The organism is Treponema putidum (assembly GCF_000755145.1).
Taxonomy (GTDB): Bacteria; Spirochaetota; Spirochaetia; order Treponematales; family Treponemataceae; genus Treponema_B; species Treponema_B putidum.
Window position 1 is genome coordinate 268,980 of the sequence record NZ_CP009228.1, and the last position, 17,193, is coordinate 286,172.

General features: G+C 37.2%; 16 protein-coding genes. 3 read left to right on the forward strand and 13 right to left on the reverse strand.

Going from position 1 to position 17,193, the window contains the following annotated elements; all coding sequences use genetic code 11:
• Window positions 1-7: 7 nt before the first annotated feature.
• The 7 genes from JO40_RS01165 to JO40_RS01195 all read right to left on the reverse strand — a co-directional run bounded on the left by JO40_RS01165 (window position 8) and on the right by JO40_RS01195 (window position 4,139).
• Entirely contained in the window at window positions 8-520 is a 513-nt protein-coding gene (locus JO40_RS01165; protein ID WP_010691828.1) for a ClbS/DfsB family four-helix bundle protein, read from the reverse strand.
• Window positions 521-593: 73 nt separating this feature from the next.
• Complete coding sequence (locus JO40_RS01170; protein ID WP_044977524.1) at window positions 594-1,499, reverse strand: helix-turn-helix transcriptional regulator; 906 nt, start codon at window positions 1,497-1,499, stop codon at window positions 594-596.
• Between the two features lie 92 nt (window positions 1,500-1,591).
• Entirely contained in the window at window positions 1,592-1,807 is a 216-nt protein-coding gene (locus tag JO40_RS01175; protein ID WP_044977525.1) for a hypothetical protein, read from the reverse strand.
• Window positions 1,808-2,150: 343 nt separating this feature from the next.
• On the reverse strand, window positions 2,151-2,558 hold the full coding sequence (locus JO40_RS01180; protein WP_044977526.1) for a type II toxin-antitoxin system VapC family toxin: 408 nt from the start codon (window positions 2,556-2,558) through the stop codon (window positions 2,151-2,153).
• Window positions 2,542-2,820: a FitA-like ribbon-helix-helix domain-containing protein gene (locus JO40_RS01185; RefSeq protein ID WP_044977527.1), complete on the reverse strand. Its 279-nt coding sequence runs from the start codon at window positions 2,818-2,820 to the stop codon at window positions 2,542-2,544. Before JO40_RS01185 ends, JO40_RS01180 begins: the two co-directional genes overlap by 17 nt.
• A gap of 86 nt (window positions 2,821-2,906) precedes the next feature.
• Entirely contained in the window at window positions 2,907-3,698 is a 792-nt protein-coding gene (locus JO40_RS01190) for an alpha/beta fold hydrolase (protein WP_044977528.1), read from the reverse strand.
• Window positions 3,699-3,818: 120 nt separating this feature from the next.
• Window positions 3,819-4,139 carry a nucleotidyltransferase family protein gene (locus JO40_RS01195; protein WP_044977529.1) on the reverse strand — a complete coding sequence of 107 codons (321 nt, stop codon included), beginning with the start codon at window positions 4,137-4,139 and terminating at the stop codon, window positions 3,819-3,821.
• A 453-nt stretch (window positions 4,140-4,592) separates the two neighbouring features.
• On the opposite strand from JO40_RS01195, the gene JO40_RS01200 reads away from it, so the two are divergent.
• On the forward strand, window positions 4,593-5,861 hold the full coding sequence (locus tag JO40_RS01200) for an OmpA family protein (RefSeq protein WP_044977530.1): 1,269 nt from the start codon (window positions 4,593-4,595) through the stop codon (window positions 5,859-5,861).
• A 158-nt stretch (window positions 5,862-6,019) separates the two neighbouring features.
• On the opposite strand, the gene nifJ is transcribed toward JO40_RS01200, so the two are convergent.
• Window positions 6,020-9,580, reverse strand: a complete 3,561-nt coding sequence (nifJ, locus tag JO40_RS01205) for a pyruvate:ferredoxin (flavodoxin) oxidoreductase (protein ID WP_044977531.1) — start codon at window positions 9,578-9,580, stop codon at window positions 6,020-6,022.
• A gap of 331 nt (window positions 9,581-9,911) precedes the next feature.
• Here nifJ and JO40_RS01210 point away from each other — a divergent pair, with 331 nt between their 5' ends.
• Both JO40_RS01210 and JO40_RS01215 read left to right on the forward strand, forming a co-directional pair.
• Window positions 9,912-11,513, forward strand: a complete 1,602-nt coding sequence (locus JO40_RS01210) for a 5'-nucleotidase C-terminal domain-containing protein (protein ID WP_044977532.1) — start codon at window positions 9,912-9,914, stop codon at window positions 11,511-11,513.
• Window positions 11,514-11,591: 78 nt separating this feature from the next.
• Window positions 11,592-12,773: a YibE/F family protein gene (locus JO40_RS01215; RefSeq protein WP_044977533.1), complete on the forward strand. Its 1,182-nt coding sequence runs from the start codon at window positions 11,592-11,594 to the stop codon at window positions 12,771-12,773.
• A 53-nt stretch (window positions 12,774-12,826) separates the two neighbouring features.
• On the opposite strand, the gene JO40_RS01220 is transcribed toward JO40_RS01215, so the two are convergent.
• The 5 genes from JO40_RS01220 to JO40_RS01240 form a co-directional block, all read right to left on the reverse strand.
• On the reverse strand, window positions 12,827-13,489 hold the full coding sequence (locus tag JO40_RS01220; protein WP_245608946.1) for a C39 family peptidase: 663 nt from the start codon (window positions 13,487-13,489) through the stop codon (window positions 12,827-12,829).
• 44 nt (window positions 13,490-13,533) lie between these two features.
• Window positions 13,534-14,796, reverse strand: coding sequence for a uracil permease (gene uraA, locus JO40_RS01225; RefSeq protein WP_044977534.1), 1,263 nt, complete (start codon window positions 14,794-14,796; stop codon window positions 13,534-13,536).
• A gap of 145 nt (window positions 14,797-14,941) precedes the next feature.
• Complete coding sequence (locus tag JO40_RS01230) at window positions 14,942-15,463, reverse strand: hypothetical protein (RefSeq protein WP_044977535.1); 522 nt, start codon at window positions 15,461-15,463, stop codon at window positions 14,942-14,944.
• A 114-nt stretch (window positions 15,464-15,577) separates the two neighbouring features.
• Window positions 15,578-15,868 (reverse strand): DUF2087 domain-containing protein, encoded by a 291-nt coding sequence (locus tag JO40_RS01235; protein WP_044977536.1) that lies wholly within the window; start codon window positions 15,866-15,868, stop codon window positions 15,578-15,580.
• 202 nt (window positions 15,869-16,070) lie between these two features.
• On the reverse strand, window positions 16,071-16,787 hold the full coding sequence (locus JO40_RS01240) for an HAD family hydrolase (protein WP_044977537.1): 717 nt from the start codon (window positions 16,785-16,787) through the stop codon (window positions 16,071-16,073).
• Between the last annotated feature and the right edge of the window lie 406 nt (window positions 16,788-17,193).

A 17,193-nucleotide genomic window follows, 5' to 3' on the forward strand; every position in this document is an offset into this window, starting at 1 on the left:
TTTGATACTATTTCCCGCGATATTTCTTTAAAGCTTTTTTTATATCCTTGATTGCCCAGTCGTAATGACTGGAAGTAGCGGATACACAGTAACTGCCGAGGGTCGTTGTACCGGTCCAGTCAAAATATTTTTTTGAAAAAAGTTCATCATTGGAAAAAGTTTCGATTAGTTTCATAACTTCTTTATGCGTTTTTTTAAGCATTTTTTCGGCATCGGCATAAGGGGTGCCTTGATGCTTTTTCCAAAACTCAACATTCATTTCAGGATAAGTTTTCCAGTTGTAAGGTTCAGGCAAAAAGGCCGCCGGTTTCCCTTTTGTGTTGGACTTGATCCAATTCAATAAAAGGCAGTGCCATTCATAAAGATGAACAATTACATCGCGTAGATTTTTATCGCGCTCGTTCGGATTTATATCGGCAGTTCTTTCTTTTTCAGTCATACCGTCAATTAAATTCCACAGTTTTTCAAACTGCTCATTTGAAGCAAAAATCAAATCTTCTTTTGTTGTAGGTCTCGGCATCGTCTACTCCTTGTATAACACAGCTATTATAGCACATCAACCTGTCAGAATGTGTCAGGTTTGAAAAAAGAATTTAAACTTTCCTATACCATTTCATAATTTCTTCTGCAAGTTTTGCGATTTCGGTTTTTAAGTTTTCCGGTTCAAGGATTTCTACTTCGGTGCCGAGCGACAGGACAAAACCGCAGACCCACGAATCAAAAGGGAGGGCTGCATTCAGGGTATATGAGCCGTCGGAATTTTTTGCGATAAGCTCCTGAGGAAATTCATCGTAGAGTCTGTAGGCGGTTTTAGCAGTGCATTTTAATTTAATGTTTGTAAGGGGAAGCGGTGCCGCTTCTTTATTGTCAGGTATTTTGCCGAGCAATTCTGCACGATTAAATGTTTTTAAAGTCTTTGTAATAGAAAGTATACGGGTTAATCTAAAAAGTCTGTATGCGTTTTTTTCGGTACAATAGCATTCGGCATACCAAGCCTTCGATTTATACAAAAGACATAATGGGTAGACGGTTCGTTCCATTTTTTCTCCGTATGAGCTGAGATATTCCAGCTTGACGGCTCTTCTTTCTAAAATTGCATCTTTAAGCGTTTTAAAAAGTTGATGATCGTTTTTGTTGTCCCAGCGGGAATAATCAATCCTGATCCAATCGGCATTTTTTTGAAAGATTGCAGATAAGCGGTTTAAGATAGATTCGGTGTGTATCTCATCGATTGGTGAAAGGCATTGCAAAGCAAGCAGTATTCTCTCCTGTTCTTCTTTTGTTAGAATCGATTTATTGATTGTGTAGCTTTCATCGATAAAAATTCCTCCGCCTGTTCCCTGTACAGTGTACACGGGAATTCCTGCACTGCTTAAAATATCTATGTCGCGGTAAATAGTGCGCACCGATACGCCGAATTTTTTTGCAAGTTCTTGTGCAGTTGTCTGCTTCCGATTGAGAAGGATAAATACGATTTCAAAAAGTCTTTCCGAGCGCATAGTTAAATACTATCATACAATTTTAGCTTTGGAATAACTGTCTGAATAAGCTTAAAATGTCTGTCGTTGGCCCATATTTGTATCTACTAAAATCATGCAAGACTTTTTTCCCTCAGTTCAGTAACGGCATTACAATCTAAATGAATTTTTCCTGCTAAGTCAAAAAAGGCTTGCTTGCTTTTGATTTCTGTATGCTTAGTTAAAACACTATTTTGCTCCGATTGGAGAAACTTAATAAATACAGAAACAGACATCAAAAGTTGTTCCGGTAGAGTTCGTATTTGCTCAATTAATATATCATAAGACATAATTAACCCTCATAAAGACTTTTTGCAGGAAACCTAAGTTTCCGAAAAAAGTTTTTTCAAGCGGTTTATTTACAAACCGCATACAATATCGATAAACAGTGAGGCTGAATTTCTGCCGAACTGTTTATCATATCTCCTTGCTTTAATCATATCACAAAAAACACTAGGTTTCAAGTTAACCTGTACAAAAGATCGAAACGGGCGAATGAAAAAAATATGGTTTGATTAAGTGAACAGGCTTGTATACCGAGTGAGCAAAAATACTTTGGAAATTCTTTCCTGCGCGGACATTACGAGGATTAATCGAAATGCGGTTACGTATAGTATGGATAATCATTTAATTTTATTGAACATTCTTTTTCCAGTTTTCCAATTTCAATAACGGAACATTTTCAAAATGCTTTGTGTTATTTGTTACTAAAGTCAAATCGTTGTAAATTGCCGTTGCTGCAATAAATAAATCCATATCTTCTATTCTTATTGCCTTTGCATACAGCTTTGCCTTTATGTCGGCAAATACTTCCATGACATCGGCATTTAATTCTTCGATGGGATAAATTTCGCGAATATGATTTACCTTTATCATATTCTTATGTTCATTCTTAGACCGAGTTGCACCAAAGACAAGCTCTGCATAAGTAATCATCGAAATAGAAATAGGAATATGCTTGTTTTCTTCAAATTTTGCCAGTACGGTCTTGTCGCCTCGGAGTGCAAAAATTATTATATCAGTATCAATCAAATATGCCATCTAAAACCTCAAATCTTGTTGAATTGATACGGGAATCTCTTATATCATCGATAATTTCTTCTGTGTTTCGCAAATCTTCCCATGAGCCTGCAAGTTTTAAAAATTCCTCTGTAGCATTTTTTGTTTTTACGGGAGCAGAAGTAAAATAATCTTGTAAAATTGTAATAACTTGCTGACTGATTGAGCGGTTATCTCGTTTTGCTGCGAATTTTAATCTATCATATAAACGATCATCCATATCACGGACTTGTAAAATTGCCATACTATGTCTCCAAGTATATTATATAAGATATTGTATGAAAAATCAAGCAAAATTCATTATATAAACAAATTCGAGAAGATTTGGAATTAATAATTAACAAAAAAATCAAAGGCTCTTTTGTTAAAATCTTTTGCTTCTTCATATGCAGAATGGCCATAATCTTCATACATATAAATTTCACAGTTCAGTTTATCGGCAATTTCATTCGATGATTTTCCTTCAACAATTTTATCATCTTTTCCGCCCAAAACAAGAACAGGGCATTTGATTTTCACTAATTTCTCATAAGTGTTACAGGTCAAACATGCTTTTGCCATATTTATAAATCGAATCGGGTTTTTAGGCTTTCCAATTTTTTTTAACAACGGGAAAAATATTTTGTATTTTTTCAAATAGTTATTTGAATACATTTTTTCAAAAAGATCTTGGACCAAATTTTCATACAAATTACTTTCAGCCATTTTTATCCAATTATTCACACAATTAATTACTGTCGGATTATTTTTTGAAAGAGTTACACCCAAGCAAAGTTTTTTTACCAACTCAGGATATTTGATAGCCAGATTTTGTGCTATCATTCCACCTTGCGATATTCCAAAAATATTTGCATTTGAAATATTTAAGTGCTTCATACAAAAAGATAAATCATCTGCAAAATTTTCAACTGTAGCAGTTTCCGGAATATCATTCCGTTTATCAAAACAGTAAACTCTATATTTTTTTGAAAAAATGCGATACATGTAAGCTATGAAGATTCCATTCCCTTTTACTCCTCGTAATGATAAACCGGGAATTAAAACCAAAGGTTCCGTTCCTTTACCAAAGACAACATAATTTATTTGAGTGTTATCTAATTCTATCGAACCTTCTTTTATCATTTTCCGTCTCTCCAAGATGCAGCAGTATATAAATATAACATTCGCTTAAACTGAATTCCCTTATTTGATTACTCGATTGGTAGAGAATTTTGAAGTTCTTTTATTTTGTTTGATACGAAATCATAAATGTTTTTCATACAATACAACCCCCTCACGATCTACGATATTTTCAAGGGTCTTGCGCGTTCTTCTTTCTTCAAAACCTGAAACAGAGCCGACAACTATATCGACTGAACGGCGCTTCAAACCGCGCAAGGAGCGATAAGCTTTTTGAGAAACTGAAAGCCTGTCCGTTATAGAATCTGACATTACAAGATAAAAATCATAGTCGCTATCATCCTTCTCTTCATTCCTTGCAAAAGACCCGAAAAGGTAGATTTTTTGAGGATTTACGCTTTTTTGAAGCCTCTCGGCAATAGCACGGATTTCATTTGTTATCATAGTCTGCTCCTGACAACTTTATTATATCACAATATTCCGCATTTGTATGTAAATTAAATACGTTTTATGCCGCAATAAAATAACTTAATAAGTATTATCATTTTTCACCATAATGGGTTCTACACTGAATTATTTGCCTATTCCACTATATCATGCACGATATATTTCTATCTTTATTATCAATGTAAGCCGCATTTAGATTGTGGCAGTTATGAAGAAAATAAAAAACCCGACAGGCAAAAGGAGGAGAAAAACCTGTCGGGAAACTGCAAAGGAGGTATATTGAATTGTTTGTTGTCGTTCAACATACACTAAACAAAACTATTTAGGGGCTTTTAGTTACACAAAAATTTAAAAATTTAAGAAAAATTTTAGAATTTTCATGCGAAAATAGAATTTTTTTTACAAAAAACTTTTTCTAAAGGTTTATTCTAAAAATACCGATAAGAAAATGTGGAATACCGTATTTTTAAGAATAATATTTTAAAAAAACTTGTCTTGTTCGTGTTTATTTTGCTTTTTTCTCTACTTTTTGCTCAAGAGGATGAAAAAAACGCCGAATTTCTCTTTAAATTTAAATTTATTGACGATGATGCATATAAAATTCACTCCGTTGTAGATGAAAAGGTCTATGTAAACGGAAAATTTCATCATAAAGCCCAAATTATCAACAGAATTGAGGTAGAAGTCTCGGATATAGAAACCGGAGAAAGCGATAAAACCGCTTCGGCTCTTTTTTCGTGTATGTTTATGACCAGCGAACAAAATTCCAACAAAACATTTGACTGGTCCCGAAATTACCCAAGCGTTTTTAGGCGGGATGAAGCCGGTTTTTACACTATCGGAGATGAATATTATATGCCTGTTGTACGGAATGTGCCGATATTTCCAAATTATCCCGTTAAACCCGGCGATACATGGACAGGAGAAGGTTTTGAAGCCCACGATTTTCGAGATGCCTTTGGGATTGAAAAGCCTTTCACTTTTCCGTTCAAGGTTGAATATCAATACATAGGCCTTGCAGAAATAGACGGTCAAACCTACCGCCACATAACGGCAAGCTATGATTTAAACCATGCTGTCCCTCAAGAGGTTCTTAAAAATTATAAGGGAAAAATAGACGTGCCTGTAAAAATTTTAGGAAAATCGAGACAAAACCTATATTGGGATGAAGAAAGAGGCAATCTATATTGCTATAATGAAGAATTTAGCATTAAAATGCTCCTTTATTCAGGCTACACCTATGATTTTATAGGGACAGCAAGGGCTAAGGTTATTGAAGTAAAAAAGATAGATACAAGCACTGAAGAAGAAATAAAAAAGAGTGTTGAAGACCTAAATCTTGAAAATACTACTATTGAAAAAACCGATGAGGGCTTAACAATCAGTATTGAAAATATCCAGTTTTTGCCTAATTCTGCAATTTTAAGAGAAACTGAAAAAGAAAAATTAAAAAAAATAGGCGAAATTCTTTTAAAATTTCACGATAGGGAATTTTTGATCTCCGGGCATACAGCCTTAGCCGGTACCGAAGAAGAAAGACAAAAACTCTCTGAAGAAAGGGCCGCTGCAGTAGCTAATTATCTTATAGAGTTGGGAGTTCAAAAAAGAGAACATGTCTATACCCGAGGTTTCGGAGCCCGCAGGCCCGTTGCAGCCAACAACTCGCCTGAAAACATGGCGAAAAATAGGCGCGTCGAAATAACTATCTTGGATAAGTAAAATCTCTAAATTGAAACAAATCCGTCAAGAGATAAGCGGGTTCTTAGGCGATTGCAAGCCGGCGCCGCAATCTAAAGCCCCTAAGCGGTTCTTTTGAAAGAAGAGAGAGAAGGAGAAGAAAACTTTTATCAGAAAAAGTCTTCCTCTCCCCCTAATTTTTAGAAGGGCCTATCAGCCAAATACTTGTATTCCTGCCACTGCCTCTTAGCCTTAGCAACAGCCTTATCCAAGAGCATCTGAGCTCTTGCAGGATCGGCGTTCTTTAAGGTCTTAAAGCGGACTTCTTTGTACATAAAGTCGGCAAGATTAAAGTCGGGTTCCTTGCTGTCAAGCTGGAATGGGTTTTTGCCCTGCTCGACAAGTCTCGGATCATATCTGTACAAGGGCCATAAACCGCAAGAAACTGCTTCTTTTTGGTTTGTCATACCCTTTGTCATGTTGATACCGTGGTTGATACAATGACTGTAAGCGATGATAATCGAAGGTCCGTCATAGCTTTCGGCTTCACGGAATGCTTTGATTACCTGACTCATATTTGCACCCATAGAAATATGAGCAACATAGACATAGCCGTAGCTCATAGCCATCATGCCTAAGTCTTTTTTGCTTACTTCCTTACCTGAAGCGGCAAATTTTGCAACTGCACCAATAGGTGTAGCTTTTGACATCTGTCCGCCGGTATTCGAGTAAACTTCAGTATCCATTACAAGAACATTGATGTTTTTACCTGAAGCAAGGACGTGGTCCAAACCGCCGTATCCGATATCGTATGCCCATCCGTCTCCTCCGAGGATCCAAACGGAGCGTTTGATAAAGTGGTCGGTTAAAGAATCCAACTCTTTAGCCAATTCATCCTTTGAACCTGCTAATTCTTTTTTAAGCTCTGCAACAAAGGCTCTCTGATCTTCAATAGCTGCATCATCTTCTTGAGCGTTATTGAGAATCTTGTCGATTACGCCTGCTGCAATACCTTTTGCTTTTGCCTTAGCGGCGACTTCGCGGGCATAAACTGCAAGCTTATCGCTTGTCAATCTCATACCGTAACCGAATTCTGCTGCATCCTCAAACAAGGAGTTAGACCAAGCCGGGCCTCTTCCGTCACATCGTTTTGCATAGGGTGTTGTGGGCAGGTTTCCTCCATAGATTGAAGAACAGCCTGTTGCGTTTGCAATAACGGCTCTGTCTCCGAAAAGCTGTGAAAGGAGCTTTACATAAGGCGTTTCACCGCAGCCTGCACATGCACCTGAGAACTCGAAAAGGGGTCTCTTCATACCGATGCCCTTGGGAACACTCAAATTAAGCTTCTTTACATCAGGGTCAGGAATATCGTTAAAGAAGAAGTTCCAGTTTGCAACTTCCTGCTTTCTGTGTTCAACAAAGTTTTCCATATTGATGGCTTTAATTTCGGGATTTTCCTTGGACTTTGCAGGACACTGCTGAACGCAAAGACCGCAGCCTGTACAATCTTCCGATGAAACTTGAATTGTAAATTTGGCTCCTTCAAATTCCTTACCCTTATAATCGCAGGATTTAAAGCCCTGGGGTGCCTTTGCCAAAAGTGAGCCGTCATAAGCCTTCATTCGGATACAGGCATGGGGACAAACCATGACACACTGACCGCACTGAATACAGATGTCGCTCTTCCAGATCGGAATATGTTCTGCAATAGCTCTCTTTTCGTATTGAGTGGTAGCGGTCGGGAAAGTGCCGTCTTCGGGCATTTCGCTTACCTTTATATCATCACCTTTTTGGATGGCAACCTTGCCCAAAACATTCTTTACGAATTCGGGTGCATCGCCTGCGATTGCAGGGTGCATCTTGAGCTTGCTTGTTGCTGTCTTGGGATAATCAACCTTTTCAACTCCCTCAAGAGCCATATCTATTGTCGTAATATTCTTTTGAACGATTTCAGGGCCTTTTTTTCCGTAGGACTTTTCAATGAATTTTTTGATGAGGTCTACAGCTTCGGCTTCAGGCAAGATTCCGAAGATTTTAAAAAAGGCAGTCTGCATAACAACGTTAATTCTGTTACCCATTCCGGCTTTTTCTGCAATCTTGATAGCATCGATTACATAGAATTTAGCTTCTTTTTCGATAATCTGCTTTTGGACCTCGACCGGAATATTGTCCCAGATTTCGTTCTTTCCGTAAGGAGCGTTCAAAAGGAATGTCCCGCCTTTTTTAAGGCTGTGGAGCATATCATAGGTTTCAAGATAGCTGAACTTATGGCATGCAACGAAGTCCGCATTTGTTATTAAATAAGGTTTTCGGATTGCGTGTTTTCCGAAGCGGAGGTGAGAAATCGTAAAACCGCCGGATTTTTTACTGTCATAGGCAAAGTAGGCTTGTGCCTTATTGTCCGTGGCTTCACCGATAATCTTAATAGAGTTCTTATTAGCACCTACAGTACCGTCGGAACCCAAACCGAAGAACATAGCCTGATGCATATCCTTATCTTCAAGTTTAAAGCTGGGGTCATACTTGATGCTGGTGTGTGTAACATCATCTTCGATACCTACAGAGAAGTTGGCTTTCTTTTCGCCTTCAAGGTTATCGAATACTCCCTTAACCATTGCCGGTGTAAATTCTTTTGAACCGAGACCGTAGCGTCCTCCGATGATGACCGGATAATGAGTAAAGGGGCATTTTTTTGCAGCCTGCATTTCGCCGATAGCTGTTCTTACATCTTCGTAGAGGGGTTCGCCTAAGGAGCCGGCTTCCTTACATCTGTCGAGAACTGCAATTCCTTTTACGGTGGCGGGAATGGCTTTTACAAAATGCTCGGCACTGAATGGCCTATAAAGCCTTACTTTAAGAACGCCGTATTTTCCGCCCTTGGAGTTAAGCTCGTCTACCGTTTCTTCGACGGTATCCGCACCTGAACCCATGAGAATTATGATTTGCTCGGCATCAGCTGCACCGTGATAGTCAAATAAGTGATATTGTCTTCCTGTAAGTTTTGCATACTTATCCATTTGTTTTTGAACAATTTCGGGAGTAGCAAGGTAGTATTTATTTACGGCTTCTCGTCCTTGGAAGTAAATATCGGGGTTTTGAGCTGTTCCGCGGAGTTCGGGATTTTCAGGGGTCAAACCGCGTTTTCGATGAGCTCGAACAAGCTCGTCGCTTACCATTTGGCGCATAATGTCGTAAGAAACTTCTTCAATTTTTTGGATTTCGTGAGAAGTTCTAAATCCGTCAAAGAAGTGGAGGAAGGGAACTCTTGCTTCCAATGTGGCCGCATGAGAAATAATGGCAAGATCCATAACTTCTTGAACCGAGTTGGATGCCAACATAGCCCAACCTGTTTGGCGGCAAGCCATTACGTCTTGGTGATCACCAAAGATTGAAAGAGCACTGCAAGCTACGGCACGGGCAGCAATGTGGAATACAGTGCTGGTCAACTCGCCGGCTATTTTGTACATATTCGGAATCATTAAGAGCAAGCCCTGAGATGCGGTAAATGTTGCAGAGAGAGCTCCTGTTGTCAAGGCTCCGTGTACGGCACCTGCAGCACCTCCTTCGGATTGAAGTTCAACAACATCGGGAACAGTGCCCCAAATATTTTCTCTTCCGCGGGCCGAATATTCATCAGCGACCTCACCCATCGGACTTGACGGTGTGATCGGGTAAATGGCAATTACCTCGCTTAAAGCGTGGGCAACATGACCGGCAGCAGTATTACCGTCGATCATTACAAGTTTTTTTTCTTGGCTCATAAAAACCGTCCTTATAAAAGTATTAGGGATTATTTAAATCGGTTATATTTTTAAAGAAGTGTGTAAAAATGCATACTACAGCTATAACGGAAATAAATAAACCTAGTAGAGAATATCATAAAACCAATATTTTTTCAAGGTATAAAATCAATATTTAGCCTATTACCGTTACATAAAGAAAAACGTTATTTGGCGGTTCAATAGGCAGTCGATTGCAGCTGCAATAGATTGCCTATTCCAGCTGCAGTCGATTTTCTAAATCGTTTAAAAAACTTGTAATTTTTCTTGTACTGGTGTATAATTTTACTATCAAATTATTAGGAGTATGCTTATGAAGAACAGCAAATTTTTTAAAGCCGTCGGCTTTGTTGTAATCGTTCTCATCCTGAGTGCCGCATTTACAGGATGTGAAACCGAATCCCATGATGTAAGCGGTCAGTATGCGGGAATTGAGGCAAAGGCGCCTGCAAACAGGATAGATATTCTTCTTTTTAACGACTTTCACGGAAACGTTGCAGAAGATACCCGTCCCGGAAAGGGAAAGAATGCCGGTATGGCTAAGATGATAGGCTATGTCCGCACTGCCGGAATGGAAAATCCTAATACCATTGTGGTTGCAGGAGGCGATAACTATCAGGGAACAGCCATATCCAATCTTACCTATGGAGCTCCCGTTTCGGCTATGATGAGGGCTATGGATGTAAAGGTCTGTGCCGTAGGTAACCATGAATTTGACTGGGGTTCAAACCGCATGACAAAGTGGCAAAAGGATGGAAACTTTACCTTCTTGGCTGCAAACATTGTCGAAAAGAAAACCGGAAAGCCCGTATCATGGGCAAAACCCTATGCAATCATCAAAAAAGGAAACTACAAGATTGCCTTTATCGGTTTGGCTCACCCCGATACGGCTGTATTGACAAGCGCTGAACATGTAAGCGGTTTGGAATTTACCGATCCGGTAAAAACAGGCCAAGAATGGGTAGACTATCTATTAGCTGGAAAGGCTAAAGAAGGCAAGCCCGATGCAATTATCGCCTTAACCCACATCGATTCATTCCAAGAAGATGGAAAAATCAGCGGAAATGCAGTTAAACTTACCGAAATTAAGGGCTTGGATGCTGTTCTTTCGGCTCACAGCCATCGAACAGTTTCAGGAAATGTAAACGGTATTCCCATACTTCAAGCCTATTGTTACGGCAGGGCTGTAGGTAAACTCAGCATCACCTTCGGAAGCGAGAACAAGATTGCAAAGATTGAATCCGCAGTCGATGAAATCTACAAGCACAAAGATTCTCTTATCGAGGATGAAAAAGGAAAGGCTCTCTTTACAAAATATGACACGGAGCTGAAACCTATTATGGGTGAAGTAATCGGTGTTGCCGAGGGCGAGTTTACCCATGAAAGAAGCGAAAAGGGAAGCAATACCCTTTTGGGTGCATGGGCAGCTGAAGTTCAACGCCAATTGGGAAAGGCCGATATAGCCATCCAAAACGGAGGAGGCTTACGCCGAACCCTTGCAGCAGGCAATATCACCGTAGGCGACCTTTATGAGATTATGCCCTTTGATAATTATCTCGTTGTTTTCGATCTCCCCGGTTCCGAGATTAAAAAGGCAATCGATCACGGTATAATGAATCCTAATATTACCGACGGTCAATTTGCAGGTTTAAGGGTAGAATATGACGGTAGAAAGCCTTTTGAGAACAGAATCACAAAGATTACGCTTATGGACGGAACGCCTCTTGATATGAATAAAAAATATAAGGTTGTTGTAAACAGCTTTATGTTTACGGGAGGAGATTCCTACGATTTTAGCAAGGCAACAAATTCTGCCGAAAGCGTATCTATAAGAGATGCTCTCATTGATGCCATTAAAAAGGCTAAAACAATTAAACCCATACCTGTCGATTATATTAAAGATATAAGCAAATAACAGGATTCGATTATAAAAAGCGGTGTAGAAAAATTTTCTCGCCGCTTTTTTATTAAATAAAGATGACCGGAATTAAACATGAAGCGTATTTTCCTTTTTATTGTAAGCCTCTTATTTTTTAATTTATATGCAGAAGACACAGGGCAAATTTCCTCTGAAAATTTATCTCAAGATATGGAGAAGAAGTATGATGGGTTAAGCAGTTATTATAGTACCTATATAAATGCTCCCGAAAGTCAGGTCGTTAAAGCTAAAGTTATCGAAATCGTTTATGACGATACAAAGGAAAACCGCCCCGATATTCCTATAGAATCGGACTTTCGGTATCAGCATTTAAAGATAAAAATTTTAACCGGAAAGCATAGAGGAGAGGTTTATACAATACGGAACACAATAGAGCTTGCGATCCCTTATAGACTTATTTTTAAGATAAACGAAAAACTCATCTTACAGCTGGATGAAGATGAAACGGGGAAGGTAAACAATTTGCGTATTTATGAGAGGGCAAGGGACTATAAAGTCTATGCTCTTATTTTTATTTTTGCAGCTGTTTTAATTTTTGTCGGTAAAAAAAACGGTTTAAAAGCTCTTATATCACTAGGGCTTACCGTAGGTCTTATATTCGGAATTTTTCTTCCTCTCATTCTTAAAGGTTATAATCCTATTTTTTGGGCTATTATAATTTGCAGCCTTGCTTCCGTTATGACTCTTTTTATCATTTCGGGAAGGAATAACAAAACCTATACGGCAATTTTGGGAACTATAGGCGGTGTTATTATAGCAGGCCTTTTTGCCTTTGTTGCAGGAAAAATTCTAAGACTTTCAGGTTTGGGAAATGAAGATGCTCAAATGCTAGCCTTTGTTCCCCAGTACCGTAAAATAGATTATCAGGGACTCTTATTTGCAGGTATTATGATAGGCTCCCTCGGAGCCGTTATGGATGTAGCTATGTCTATTTCTTCTTCAATGTGGGAGATTGTATCTGTAAGTCCTAAGATACCGAATAAGCAGCTTATAAAATCGGGGATGAATATAGGGCGTGATATTATAGGCTCAATGTCCAATACGCTTATTTTAGCCTATGTTAGTACGTCAATTCCCGTGCTTTTACTCTTTATCATTTTTTCGCACGGGTTTACCGAAATCATAAATTTGGAAATTTTATCAGCCGAGATATTGCGTGCCGTCTCCGGAAGTATAGGTTTAATCTGTACGATTCCCATAACCGTCAACTTAGTAAATATTTTTAGAAAGAACTAAAAAAGGTTTTTAGTCTGAGGTACGGAATCTTTTATTTTCAAAAGAAACTAATTTTATCCGCAAACCAATGCCCAATTTTTAAAAAATATTTTATAGCCTCCCTTATCCCAAAGTTTTATAAGGCCGGAATATTCGTAATAACGATTTCCGTAATATTGAGGCTTGTCTTTTATTGTTTTTCGCGGATTTGATTTTGTCTTTTCTTGCAGAGAGTCGTAAAGAATAAAACCTTTTTCGTCGTAACCTATTACCGTTACATAATGCAAAACTTTTTTTATTTTTATTAAAAGAATAATCGGCTTTCCTTCGTCGACTGTATTTTTTATCCAATTAATTTTTTCGGCATCGGAACAGCAGGATAAAATTGCTTCTTTTGTTTTTATTCCGTGTTTGTGCAATACTTGAATAAGGCCTTGCGGCATGGTTAAATTATTTTTTATCCGCCATCCTGTTTCTCTTGCTAAAAGTTCCGGATCTATTTCTTTTTTTGTTATTACATTTATCGCAGCCATTGCAGAATAGGGTGCACAGTTATTAAAAGTTTGACGGTAATAAATATCGCTCATGGCTAAGATATTTTTTTGTCTATGGTTTTCTTTTGTGTTTAATCCGATGGACGGAAAAGCTCTGCCTAGACTTGCGATTAAAACGGCAAGCTGAATGAGTACTAAAAAGAAAAACAAAAATCTTTTTTGTATCCGCATCAAAATTTCCATTGCCAATAATTATCCAATATTTTTTTGAGAATATTGTCAGCCCTCTATTCTTCCAGCACTCCAAGTTTTTCAAAAATAAAGAAGATAAGGCTTAAAGCGACGGCAACGAGGGAGGCTAAAACCATTCCCTTAAATTCGATTTCACCGAATTTTATGCTGAGGCCGCTCAATCCTGTGGTGAATACTATCGAGGTTAGGATTAAGTTTTTTGATTTTGAATAATCGACCTTTGAATCTACTAAAAGGCGTATTCCTGAGGCTCCTATCATTCCATAGAGAAGAAAGGTTATGCCTCCGATGACGTTCCCGGGCACGGTGCGGATTAGGGCTGCAAGGGGGCTTATAAAGGCCATGCAGATTGAAATTATTGCGGCTCCTGCAATTACATAAACGCTGTAAATACCGGTAACTGCCATAACGCCTATGTTTTCACCGTAGGTTGTTGTGGGTACTCCTCCGACAAGACCTGAAAGAGCAGTCGAAAAATTATCGGCAAAGATACTCCTGTGTAGGCCGGGGTTTTTTAGGAGGTCTCTTCCGACAATGTTGGAAGTTACTACCTGATGGCTTATGTGTTCACTTGTGATAACGAGTAATACCGGAAGCATTGTTATAACGGCCATGAGATCGAATTTAGGAAGCTGAAAATGAGGAAGGGTAAAAAGCCCCGCTTCTCTTATTATTGAAAAATCTACCATCCCGAAAAAGGTTGCGGCTATGTAGCCTGCAATACTTGCAATCAAAATGGAAATGGTGGATAAAAAGCCCTTAAAAAGAACTGAGCCTAAAACGGCAGCTCCTATCGTAATAAAGAAGACTATTATATCGCCCCGTGAAGCTGTGCCCGTCATAATGTTTGCCCCGATAGTTCCGCCTTGAACGGTAAGACTTGTAAGCTCAAAGCCGATCAGAGAAACTACGGCACCCATAGCTGCCGGAGGCAGGATTACGTTTATCCATGAGGTTCCGAACTTATAAATTATAAAAGCAATCAGACAGCCTAAAAGTCCCGTTACTATAAAGGCTCCTTGGGCATATTGAAAACCCATAGAAGAAATTATAAGGGTTGCAGGCCCTAGAAAGGCAAAACTTGAACCTAAATAGGCGGGAGCTTTGCCCTTTGTTATAGCTATGAACAAAAGGGTTCCCACACCGTTCATAAATAGTACGATACCCGCATCTATTCCGAAGACAATCGGGACTAAAACCGAGGCACCGAACATTGCAAATGTGTGCTGAATACTTAAAGGTAAGAAAAGCCCAGCCGGAACTTTTTCGTCGACTTGATAAATTCTTTTATTTGACATACTAATCTCCATCGGGGCTGTATAGTATAACTAATTGATAAATAAGTCAATCGCCGCATTTATACAAAAATTTTTAATCTGATAGGAGACCCTCACTGTCTCATAAAATGTTATATAAAATGCTGTATACTTTGTGTAGGGCTTATCAACTTTTTCTCATCATTACACCGATTATTACCGGAATTATTTGCAAGGCAAAAGCTATAAAAAAAGAAATCAATATTTTTGTTATAATGCGTGCTTTCCGAACAATTTTTTGTAATTTGATTAAGTTTTCTGATTCTCCCGTTAAATCCAAATTAGAAAATTCCAAAAAGCTTTGTCGATATAAATATGTATCGGAGCCGTAAAAACCTCGTGGAGGCATACATGTACCAAATTTGATAAAGCCTTCCAACAAAGTATCACAAAGGCCTTTGTGCCTTCCTGTCGAACTGAGATGAACAATAATTTCTTGTACATTTGAATAGGTTTTATGCTCACACACTATAAAATAAATCAAAAAAAATGCACCGAAAACCCAAACAATAATAGGTATAAAAACAAAATCCAAATAATATGAATTTATGCCTGCCAATATCTCAATGAATATAATAGTTGTTATTAATCCCATATTTAAAAAATAGGTATCAAGTGAAATCATATATTTTTTGACACCCCTAATCATTAAAAATAGAGAAAGAAAAAAATCAAAACTTAAAAAAATAATTAAAAATATCAGTTTATTTTAACTCCTTTATTAGTACTTTAACTTTTTCTTCATCAGTCATAGTAATATCATTTAAGTCATAATTTTATCTGTATTAACCCAATATTCTTTACAATCAGGTGTCCGCTCCAATAAAAATTTATCAAAAAGCTCACGTCTCAACAGAGCATGGTCATTGAATGTGTGCCAAGCTTTTAAGACTGTATTCACTTCAATTTCAGAATATTTTTTATCAGGTTCAAATTTTCTTTGCAGATATTTTAAGACATTTATTTTATCATAAGTTTTCTTGGGCCATCTGACAATACGGCCTTCTTCATCAAGAAATTGTGAAATTTGTTTTTTTAAAATCGGTAAATTCATAAAACCAGTTTCTTCCATCTTAAATACTATCGGTTATCTTCAACAATAATTTTTTCATAAGCAGCCAAAGCTTCTTGATATTTCCCCATTGATTCTAATCTTGCAGCGGTTATAATTTGTGAATCCATTGCGTATCTACCTCCGACGTATATTTGTCTTTATTATTACACCCCAATATTTTATATCTGATTTTCCATTTTATTTAATTATCAATAATTTCCATAAAATCATTGATATAAAAGTCAGCTTGATGTTGTCTATACTTCTTATCTTTATCATATAAACAGGTTTTTATGCCTACAGCCTTTGCTCCCATAATATCGGCTTTTTCATTATCTCCCACCATAAGCGTTTCATGGATTTTTGCATCCAGCGATATAAGAGCTCGTAAAAAAATAGAAGGATGAGGTTTCATATAGGTATTTTCATAACTGAAGGTATAATTATCAATAAATAAATCAACCCCTTCCCTCATAAAAATTTCAAGATATATTTCTTTAGGATACATAATATTTGAAACTACACCTATTTTACAACCTTTCTCTTTTAAAATTTTAAGACAATTAATTACCCCTTCATTAGGATGAGCATAATTATAAAAATCAAGATAATCTTTTTTTAATATTTCAATAATTTCTTTATAGGAAACATGTATTCCTAACTTTCCAAATTTTAAGAACAAGGCTTCACAAATACGGTATTCCAGTCTTTTGATTTTACGTTCATTTTCAACATAATCATACCAAGGTAAAATAACTTCCTTGTCTATTTTATCGGCAATGGATTTACCGTAAATATTAGAAATATAAGCTATCATACGGTTATGACCGTTTTTAAGTATTTCACTTTCATTCCATTTTGAATTATGAAATTCCAATAAGGTGGAACCCATATCAAAAAGATAAGATGTATATTTCATATAGCCTCTACCTTTTAAAATAAATAAAATTCTTGCAATACTTTTCTAATTTGATATATATATCGCCAGTTTGTAAATTCAATTATATAAAATTTTTCTTCTTCAAAATTCCTTACATAGTCATTTATTAAATATTTTGTAATAGTGTTATATGACTCACATTCTATATAATTTTCCTTAATTCTAAAATAAGAATCATGCGGTCTTTTAAAATCAAAATTACATCTTTTACTTATCACTTTATAATTTCTTTATTTTAGTTGTTTTTTTATAAATTATCTAGTGTAAACTATTGACATAATACATCTTAAAATATTTAAACAAAATAACTTTTAACTTTTATTTTATTCATCACCTATTAAAAAATCCGGCAAGGCTTTAATAAACCATGCCGGTTAAAAGTCTG